Annotated in this window: 12 protein-coding genes and 2 pseudogenes; 12 read left to right on the top strand and 2 right to left on the bottom strand. The window is 36.3% G+C overall.

The window, feature by feature from the left end:
• The 5 genes from RAC86_RS30205 to phrE all read left to right on the top strand — a co-directional run.
• Nucleotides 1-398: MarR family winged helix-turn-helix transcriptional regulator (locus RAC86_RS30205; protein WP_377886355.1), on the top strand; the 398-nt coding region annotated here is incomplete at its 5' end.
• 20 nt (nucleotides 399-418) lie between these two features.
• Complete coding sequence (locus RAC86_RS30200; protein ID WP_072566584.1) at nucleotides 419-811, top strand: rhodanese-like domain-containing protein; 393 nt, start codon at nucleotides 419-421, stop codon at nucleotides 809-811.
• 4 nt (nucleotides 812-815) lie between these two features.
• Entirely contained in the window at nucleotides 816-1,259 is a 444-nt protein-coding gene (locus tag RAC86_RS30195; RefSeq protein ID WP_072566585.1) for an EVE domain-containing protein, read from the top strand.
• A gap of 336 nt (nucleotides 1,260-1,595) precedes the next feature.
• A complete protein-coding gene (gene rapE, locus RAC86_RS30190; protein ID WP_069839531.1) occupies nucleotides 1,596-2,723 on the top strand; it encodes a response regulator aspartate phosphatase RapE in 1,128 nt (375 codons plus the stop codon).
• The gene (phrE, locus tag RAC86_RS30185; RefSeq protein ID WP_014114495.1) at nucleotides 2,713-2,847 is read left to right on the top strand and encodes a phosphatase RapE inhibitor PhrE; all 135 of its coding nucleotides are present in this window, start codon (nucleotides 2,713-2,715) and stop codon (nucleotides 2,845-2,847) included. Before rapE ends, phrE begins: the two co-directional genes overlap by 11 nt.
• 140 nt (nucleotides 2,848-2,987) lie before the next feature.
• Here the strand turns inward: phrE and RAC86_RS30180 are convergent, their stop codons facing one another.
• Nucleotides 2,988-3,899, bottom strand: a complete 912-nt coding sequence (locus RAC86_RS30180) for an AraC family transcriptional regulator (protein ID WP_072566586.1) — start codon at nucleotides 3,897-3,899, stop codon at nucleotides 2,988-2,990.
• 128 nt (nucleotides 3,900-4,027) lie between these two features.
• Between RAC86_RS30180 and RAC86_RS30175 the strand changes: the two genes are divergently transcribed.
• The 5 genes from RAC86_RS30175 to RAC86_RS30155 all read left to right on the top strand — a co-directional run bounded on the left by RAC86_RS30175 (nucleotide 4,028) and on the right by RAC86_RS30155 (nucleotide 8,004).
• Nucleotides 4,028-4,276, top strand: a complete 249-nt coding sequence (locus RAC86_RS30175; RefSeq protein ID WP_003226067.1) for an Atu4866 domain-containing protein — start codon at nucleotides 4,028-4,030, stop codon at nucleotides 4,274-4,276.
• 43 nt (nucleotides 4,277-4,319) lie between these two features.
• The gene (locus RAC86_RS30170) at nucleotides 4,320-5,051 is read left to right on the top strand and encodes an SDR family oxidoreductase (RefSeq protein WP_072566850.1); all 732 of its coding nucleotides are present in this window, start codon (nucleotides 4,320-4,322) and stop codon (nucleotides 5,049-5,051) included.
• Between the two features lie 453 nt (nucleotides 5,052-5,504).
• Entirely contained in the window at nucleotides 5,505-7,385 is a 1,881-nt protein-coding gene (locus RAC86_RS30165; RefSeq protein WP_072566587.1) for a ribonuclease YeeF family protein, read from the top strand.
• Between the two features lie 18 nt (nucleotides 7,386-7,403).
• Nucleotides 7,404-7,694, top strand: a complete 291-nt coding sequence (locus RAC86_RS30160; RefSeq protein WP_072566588.1) for a contact-dependent growth inhibition system immunity protein — start codon at nucleotides 7,404-7,406, stop codon at nucleotides 7,692-7,694.
• A gap of 10 nt (nucleotides 7,695-7,704) precedes the next feature.
• Nucleotides 7,705-8,004 carry a contact-dependent growth inhibition system immunity protein gene (locus RAC86_RS30155; RefSeq protein WP_072566589.1) on the top strand — a complete coding sequence of 100 codons (300 nt, stop codon included), beginning with the start codon at nucleotides 7,705-7,707 and terminating at the stop codon, nucleotides 8,002-8,004.
• A gap of 36 nt (nucleotides 8,005-8,040) precedes the next feature.
• Here RAC86_RS30155 and RAC86_RS30150 read toward each other — a convergent pair.
• Nucleotides 8,041-8,121, bottom strand: a pseudogene (locus RAC86_RS30150) (peptidoglycan-binding domain-containing protein); the annotation flags it as partial.
• 118 nt (nucleotides 8,122-8,239) lie between these two features.
• On the opposite strand from RAC86_RS30150, the pseudogene RAC86_RS30145 reads away from it, so the two are divergent.
• Both RAC86_RS30145 and RAC86_RS30140 read left to right on the top strand, forming a co-directional pair.
• Nucleotides 8,240-8,353: pseudogene (locus RAC86_RS30145) on the top strand (transcriptional regulator); the annotation flags it as partial.
• A 152-nt stretch (nucleotides 8,354-8,505) separates the two neighbouring features.
• Nucleotides 8,506-8,865, top strand: a complete 360-nt coding sequence (locus tag RAC86_RS30140; protein WP_072566590.1) for a hypothetical protein — start codon at nucleotides 8,506-8,508, stop codon at nucleotides 8,863-8,865.
• The last annotated feature ends 390 nt before the right edge of the window (nucleotides 8,866-9,255 follow it).

The raw sequence follows: 9,255 nt of genomic DNA, 5'->3' as shown, positions 1-9,255 counted from the left end.
ATGGTTTTTTACTCGGAAAAGTTCTTCAACGACTGGAAAGTAAATTTGCTGAAGGGCTTAATCCATATGAGATTAATGCTAGACAATACGGAGTTCTATTGTTTATCAAAGGAAACCCTTACTCATCGCAAAAAGATATTTCTGACAATCTGCAAATAGATCGGACTACTATGGTAGGTCATATCGACCATCTCGAAACTTTAGGATTTGTTGAGAGAACAAAAAATCCTAATGACAGAAGATCCTATAGCCTTAAAATTACGGAAAAGGGTAACGATGTATTGGATTCTCGTTGGGAGTTTTTAACGAAGACGGAATTAGAAGTATTAGATCCTTTAAATCAACAAGAAAGACAATTATTTAAAGACTTTCTTATTAAGATTTGGAAGTCACTATAAAAAGCAGGAGGTTTCATAATATGCATGCTCTCGATTATTTTAATGCACGTCTCGAAGCAACGATAAGCCCTATGGATTATGTAAAAGCGAAGCAAATGAGTCCCGAGAAATACTTCTTAATCGATGTCAGAAACGGTCCAACTCATGTAAGGAGCGTCACAATTAAGGATGCTAATGTTATTCCTGAACAAGAACTGCAGTCTCGTTTAAATGAAATACCAAAGGATAAAGAAATTATTGTTTACTGTTGGGATGTCTGGTGCAATACAGCTGCCAAAGTTGCTAAGTTTTTATTAGAACATGGATATAAAGTCAAAGAATTGACCGGTGGTATTGCAGCATGGAAAGAAATGAACTTTCCTATCACAAACTCAGATCAAGGCAATAACATACCTGATAATTGTGGGTGTTGACTTAGTGCAAGATAAAAGATACTGGATTGGGGTTGCTTCTCGAGATCATGTAATGAGAGCTGTCCAAGGTGGTTTTGCTCAACTTTGTCATGGCAAAGAGGCACCTTTAAAAAAGATGAATACTGGTGATTGGATTATTTATTACTCCTCCAAGATGAATTTTAAGGAAAGCACACCACATCAAAAATTTACTGCTTTAGGCAAAGTAGTAGATAATCATATTTTTCAGTTTGAAATGGGAAATGACTTCAAACCTTTCCGGAGAAAAATAAGTTTTATTCATTGCACAGAAACACCGATTCGCCCATTAATCCCAAAGCTTTCTTTCATTAAAGACGAGCAGCGTTGGGGGTATTCTTTTCGATTTGGACATTTTGAGATAAGTGAAAAAGATTTTATGCTAATTGCAAAAAAAATGGCGATGCTTAAGGAGATTAGAATATTCTAATCTCCTTAAAACTTTCTTATATAACTTTGACTTGTCACTATTTGCATCCCGATTCAACAAGTTTTAAAATTAACCATTTATCACATGAAGAAAAGATTCAAACTCTAAGCTATTCCGAAACCACCATTAGAAGCACTGTCTTCAGCTACTAAGTGCTTTTTTAATGAGCTAATTAGCAAAAACACTTACATCCCCATTGAGAGATTTTCCATGAGAACCAAAAAGTTATTGCGGTCTCACCGAAAATTTAAATTGCGGTGCCCTATTGCCTTTTTCCGCGAAGGAAAACTTGTTAATATTTACATTACTAGTAGAGTTAAGGGAAGGGTGAATATCTTGATATCAATCACATCAGCTGAAGTGGGAATGAAGATTAATGAATGGCATAGGCATATTCAAAAATTCAACGTAACTGATGCTGAAATGTTAAAAGCTGAAATCGAACGTGATATAGAGGTTATGGAAGAAGATCAAGACTTGCTTATTTATTATCAACTAATGGCCTTTCGACATAAAATCATGCTGGAGTATACGCTGCCATCTGATGAAAATCGAATGGAACTTTCAGAATATTTAAAGAAAATCGAAGGACATAAGAAAAAACTAGACAATATGCGGGCATATTATTATAACTTCTTCCGCGGGATGTATGAGTTTAGAAACGGTGAATACACAAAGGCCATTACATATTACAAAAAAGCTGAACGCAAAATTCCAACGATCTCCGACAAGATTGAAAAAGCTGAGTTTTATTTTAAATTATCCGAAGTCTATTATCATATGAAAATGACTCATATCTCAATGCACTACGCCGAGCTTTCATACAATATCTATAAAAAACATGAACTTTATTCTGTTCGGCGTATACAGTGCCATTTTGTCATAGCCGGTAACTACGATGACCTTGAAAACCATGAAAAAGCTCTCCCCCACCTTCAAGAAGCTTTAAAAGGAGCTGAGCTGCTTAAAAGTAAAAATACTCACATCTATGCCACCGCATTTTTCAATCTCGGCAATTGCTATCACAAAATGGACAACTTAAATAAGGCTGCTCGTTACATCGAACAAGCCTTGGTTCAATACAGAAAAATTAACTCTGACGTACTTCCGCAAGCTTATCATGACCTAGCATTGATTTATTTTAAACAAGGCAAAAAAGAACAAGCAATGGATTGCTTCCGCAAAGGAATTAGAAGTGCTGTAGATTTTAAAGACGAACTTTTTATGAACTTATTTGAAGCATTAGACGTTCTTTATATAAGAAATGGCGATACACCTAAACTCCTCAACATTTTCTCTCGTTTAGAGAACGGCAAAGGATACCCTTATCTGGAAGATCTGGCATTGTTAGGAGGCAACCTTTTCGATTATAATGGAAAAATAGAGGATAGCATCATCTGTTTCAAGAAGATGGTATATGCTCAAAAGCAAATATCGAAAGGGGAATGCATGTATGAAATCTAAATTGTTTATCAGTTTATCCGCCGTTTTAATTGGACTTGCCTTTTTCGGATCTATGTCTAATGGCGAAATGAAGGAAGCATCCCGGAATGTAACTCTAGCACCTACTCATGAATTCCTTGTTTGATTCGATAAACAACATTAGTTATGATTCCCTTTAGCCGTTTCTAACGGCTTTTTCTTATTTTTAAGAAAGATAAGCGAATCTTGTTCACCTACATATTGTTTATACTGAAGTCGCATCTGTATGCGACTTCTTGATTTGAACTACACATTATATAAATTCAGATTCTCTTTACGATCTTTCCCTGGAGGCTTGCCAAACATCTTTCTATACTCTCTATTAAAATAAGAAGGACTTTCATAGCCAACTTGAAAAGCAGCATCAGCAACCCTCATATCTTTCCCGAAAATCAACCGCCTTGCTTCATGAAGACGTAAAGCTCTCTGGTATTGGATCGGAGTCATCATTGTAACTTGTTTAAAATGATGATATAAAGCTGATGGGCTAAGGTTTACTTTTTTAGCTAGTGCATCTATCTTTATTTCCTGAGAAAAATGATTTCTTAAATAATCCAGAGCAACAGCCACTTCAGATAATTTACTCCCCTTGGCAACAAGGCTTTTTACTGTGTGACCATGCTTTCCCTGCATAATGCGGTATAGAATTTCCTTAATGATTAAAGGTGCAAGTATTTCTGTATCTTCAGGGGTATGAAGTAGTTTCACGAGTCGGATAAGTGCATCCAGAATGACCTCATCTGTCTGATCAACAAATATTCCTCGCCCTGTAACATTATGATTAGTGCTATGTTGCTTATACTCTTTTGAGACCTCTGCAATTTGCATTAAGTTAAAATTCAATCGAAGACATAAATAAGGTTCCATCTCACTTGCTTTTAAAATTTCCCCGATAACTGGCAGATCGACTGCCACGACTAAGTATTCCCCTTTTCCGTAAAAGAAGTCTTCTCCAATTATAGAAATCACTTTTCTTCCTTGCAGAACAATACACAAAGCAGGTTCATGCATAGTATGTACAGGCACCAGCGGCTTGGCAGATCGAATAAATTCCAACCCAGAGATTGACGTTACGTTCGTACCCTCCTTGGCTGCAAAGGATGACACAAGATTAGTAAGCTCCTCTTCTTTCGATTGCAATTGTTCTTCCAGAGACATGAAATCCCTCCTTTTATAAGGCTTATCGACTCTTGGAGGATAAGGCAAGAATTAAAGAGATACCGGCTACCACTCTATGCTATCTTTCCCTGATACTAATAGTAGAACAGGAAAGGAGTTGATGATGTATGAAAAAAACCACTCATTCTTATGCTGGACTTTGGGTTACCAAAGATCGGTATATCAGGCATGAACTACTGTCCGATGGACGCTATGTTGAAGCTCGCGGCAATGTCGAATGTGCATATATAGGCAATTACCAAATTACAGGTGACCACATTGAATATCAAGATGATACAGGATTCACAGCTGATGGAGATTTTATAAACGGAATTCTATATCACGCAGGGATGGTACTGCATCGTGAAAGAAGCTAAAGATTCCTTAAAGAAAAATTACTTAAAAGAGGATGATACAAAGATGAGTATAAAGAATAAAGTTGTTCTTGTCACTGGTGGAAGCAGCGGTATTGGAGCAGCAACTGTTGATTTATTAGCTGGAAATGGAGCTACGGTAATAGCAGCAGCGCGGAGAACAGATAAGTTAGAAACACTCGTATCCACTCTTCTCCAAAAAGGATATAGTGCAGATTATAAGCAACTGGATGTCACAGACTTTGAACAAATGCAGCATATCGTCCAAGAAATTATAGAAGCATACGGAAAAATCGATGTCATTGTAAATAATGCGGGTGTAATGCCATTATCTAAATTGGAATCTCTGAAAATCGCTGAATGGAATCGTATGATCGATGTAAATATCCGTGGAGTCCTGCATGGTATTGGAGCAGTTTTGCCTATAATGAAAGAGCAGAATAGCGGACATATCGTCAATATAGCTTCCATAGGCGCATATGAGGTTACCCCCACTGCAGCAGTTTATTGCGCAACCAAGTATGCCGTCCGTGCCATCACAGAAGGCTTACGACAGGAAGCAACTAATAATATTCGAACAACTGTAATTGCACCGGGCGTAACGGAATCAGAACTAGCCGATCATATTACCGATAAACAGGCGAGTGAGGCTATGATCGAATACCGAAGACAAGCGCTTCCTGCTTCTGCTATTGCACATGCAATTTTTTATGCAATCTCGCAGCCAGTAGAGATCGATGTAAGTGAATTAATTGTAAGACCTACTCTATCACTATAAAAAGAGTCTCATTATGTATGAGAAATAGAATCATAAGAGGATTGAAGCTAAGAATTAATGTTGATACTAATAAGAAACTGAGTTAGGTGGGGCCGAGAAATTGAACTCGGCCTTTTAAGCTAGAGCATTATGGTATTGGAATACGCTGTGTTCAATTATTAAGAGGGCGGTATGGTGACTGCAGCGAGTATGGCGGAAGAGTACCATTCATAACCTCCCTTTTGGGATTTGAATCGATTATAGCATATGCAAATGTAAAACGGATTCACAGGACCCCCTCCTTATGCCTTCTATGTAATATTCCAACTTTTTGAGAAAGTGTTACACCCGCAAATAAACCGCAAACTTTTTCGTCTATATCTTTTGATATGATTAATCAAGATAATTTTAAGTTCGTTTCTTCTTTCTTCCATGGTAATATTTTGTTATACGATTAAATGAGAGGGTATGATTATGAAAGTCTTGGAAGCTAAAACACTTTTGTCTGAAGCTACAGACCGCGCCAAAGAATATAAAGAACTAAGGACGCAAATGGTCAACTTGAGAAAAGCTTTACAAAGCGTCGCTGAACTGGATGACAGCGAATTCTCTGGTAAAGGCGCTAATAACATTAAAGCATTCTATCACGATCATGTTAATGTCACTGATCAATGGATCGACTACATTGACATGAAGATCGCATTTTTTAACAGCATTGCCGGAGCTGTCGAGGACAAAGGCCTCTCTGATGCTTATATTGAAGAATCTTTTTTAGAACATGAACTGGCTAACGCCCATAAAAAATCAAAATCAATCATGTCTGAACAGAAAAAAGCCATGAAAGATATCCTAAACGACATTGACGACATCCTTCCGCTCGACTTGTTTTCAACAGAAACCTTCAAGGATGAGCTTGCAGATGCCAATGACAAACGTAAAAATACAATTGAAAAACTAGGTGACCTAGACGTAGATTTACTGACAGAATATGCTCTGTCAGAACCAAATGAACAATTCATCAAGTCAGATTTCCAAAAGCTCCAAGAAGCAACGGGCAAAGGCAAAAACGCTACGCCCATTCACTACAACGCCAAGGCGTACCGTGAGAGTGATATACATAAGAAAAAAGGTGATATTGAGAAGCGTACAGAGGCTTATTTGACGATTAAGAAAGAGGAAGCTAAAGAGCGAGAAATCAAAGAGCTGAAGAAGAAGCTAGCTGACGGAGTGACGGATCCGGATGAATACTTAGAAATTGCCAAGAAGATCGGGTATGAGAACCTTGAGCCTGCACAGTTACAATATGTGGTGCAGCTTGAACAAGCAAAACAGCTCGAAGAAGTTGGTGAAAGTGTTATCAATGCCGGTAAGGCAGCAATTGATTTCATCGATGGAGTTAATGATGGGCTTAACGATGCGATTGACGATACGATATATGGCGTCAAAGACTTGGTTGTGGGCGCCTGGGAATATTCACAGCTTCCTACCGAATTAAAACTTACAAAAACAATAACAACAGTATTAAGCGTCCCCTCTTATTCAAAAATCATCTGGACAAACCTGGTCGACTCATGGAATGATAAAATGGTAAATGGTGATGCATACGAAAAAGGGCATTATATCAGTTATGCGATAGGAAATATTGTTGGGCCAAAAGGTGCGGGCGCCGCAGTGCAAACCACTACCAAGCTTTCTAAAGTAGGTAAAGTGGTTGAAGGTGGAACAGCTGCTGCTCATGTTAATAAAGGGATAAACAAAGGCAAAGCTTACATCAATTCTATTGTTAGAAATAAGAATGATCTTGCACTTGTCGGGATTGCCCAAGACATCGATAATACGTATAACGCAAAAAACACTCCTCTACTAAAAAGTATTATTGAAGATAAAAAAGAGAGTGTACTTAGAAAATCTGAGACGTCTAACAACATGGGTATAGGTAATGTCAAACAAGGTGATAGTACCCCTCTCGCACCTGGCGGAGGATTAGCTGCTCATGAAGCAAAAGGCGGGCATCTTATAGAAAGACATGTTGGGAAGACTGATGGCGAATTATTTCAACGTTTAATAAAAGATACAAAAATCTCTGGGTCTTCTTCATTTAAAGATAGAGCTACTGCAGAAAAAGTCGCCAGTTCAGTTCTAAGTGATCCAAAAAACATTAGTAAAATAACAAAATGGCTCTCAAATCCTAACAGTAGACCTACTCTTCCTTTAAGATACAAAGGTGATGGAGAAGTTCTCGGCAGAAGGGTAGAAAAAGGTTCAAATGTTGTTAAGGATGCTACCAACGCCACAATAGTATTGAAAAAGAGTAAAAATGGGGAGTTTATTTTAACTGGCTATCCTACAAAATAAAAGGAGTTCTGAATAACAATGTACGAGAATTATGATACTATGGAAGAATTAAGTGATTTTTTAGAAGGAACATTTCACCAGGACATGGGTTCACCAGAACAAGCTCTGAAAGAATTTATAGCTGAATCAAGTAAAGAATGCTTAGTTTTCACAATAAAATTTTGTGAAGAGTTTTTAAATGAAAACATATCTGATCAAGAGAAAGAAAGTTTTATAAAATCAAATACGGAGATTTATTTTCCGGCAATCGATTTAACTCCTTTACAATGGTTGAAAAAAGTAATTACAGAAATAAAAGAGGCTATTTAGTATATAAGCAATGATTGAAATTAAAGTTTCTGATCCTGTATTTAGATTTCTCGGTGGACATTTCCACCAAGATATAGAGTCTCCGGAAAAGGCCCTTGATGAATATTTAAATGAAGCAGCACAAAAACTAAAAGAGAGAGATTTAATAGCACTAACTGAGTTTGTAAATAATGATTATTCAGAAGAAGACAAGAATGAATTTATAGAAGAAGCAGCTGATGGTATATACTTTCCTGAAGATGATATAACTCCATTAGAATGGCTTAAGCAAGTCATTGAACAAATTAAAGAACACCTTAAAACAATATAGTTAGAAAAGCCCCTCTTTTAAGAAGGGCTTCTTTTATTATTTCAAGAACTCTTCAAGTTTCGCTTTAGTATTAGGTCCATAAATGCCATTGGCTGAATGCCCATGCATTAACTGAAACTACTTATTTAAGATACGAGAGAAATTGTGAAATTTCAAATGCGAATCTAGTCTTTTTTTGTCGAAATTCACCAAATAAAAATTATTTCAGTTATTATAGATGTAAATATCTTGATTTAATCCTAAAACGTTCCTTGCAGCAAAAGACGGTGAGGTAACAGATGAGATCTTACAGGCTGCTTTGGAGATTATAACGGAGCAATCAAAGGAAAGACGGAAATCAGATAAATAAACGCAGTTAGTTTATTATTATTTATTTCTGTTTATTATGTTTAATTCTGTTTACTAATAAGATTTAGATTCTCATTTATATTTTCATTTATGTTTCTTTTACATTTTCATATATAAAAATTAAGTGGCCTGATTACATAAGGAGCGTTTATTGTGAAGAGAACCATTGAGTTTGTTTTAAGTTTGATAGGGAGCATATTAGGTGTTGTAGCATCTATTCTAGCTTTAGGTATCGCCTACTTAGATTTATTTTTTCATTTGATCAGATATTTTGATATGACAAGCGACCTTCTTGTTGGAGCATGGGGGTCTTTGATCTTTTCATGTATTGGGTTTACGGCTTCAATTGTTGTCTTATTCAAACCAAAGTTGAGCAGTGTTCTACTTTTTATTTCAGGGATTGGAGGACTTATATGCATTGACTGGTTTTACTTAATACCAGCTATACTTATGATCATCCCTGGAATCATGGTGTTTGTAAGGAAAGAAAAAACTGCTACTAAAGCAATTTAGAGCAGAGTATAACACAAAAGAACCGCGACTGGCGGTTCTTTTAGTGTATATTCCTATTTTAAATAAACTGCTTCATTATTATTGGACAGTACCATAATCAAAATCAATATCTTTCTTGTCTAAATCCCCCTTAAAATTTTTAGCATAGGTCATGGTTAAATGTACGCTTTTATCTATCCACCAAGTTCCATCATCAGTATTAGTATCCCAAGTAACATATATATATCTCAAAATATTCTAAAAAAAACACCAACTCCACCACAGCTACTGTTTTCCCGTTTATTTTGTTATATAATAACACACTTCTCATAAAATATATACCTTTCCTGATTTTTAATTGTTTAAAACTATAAGGTTTTTTAACATTTTTCTTCTCATGTAAATCTCAAA

This window comes from Bacillus sp. LR_5, from assembly GCF_042709275.1.
This window is presented reverse-complemented; position numbering and strand designations above follow the sequence as displayed.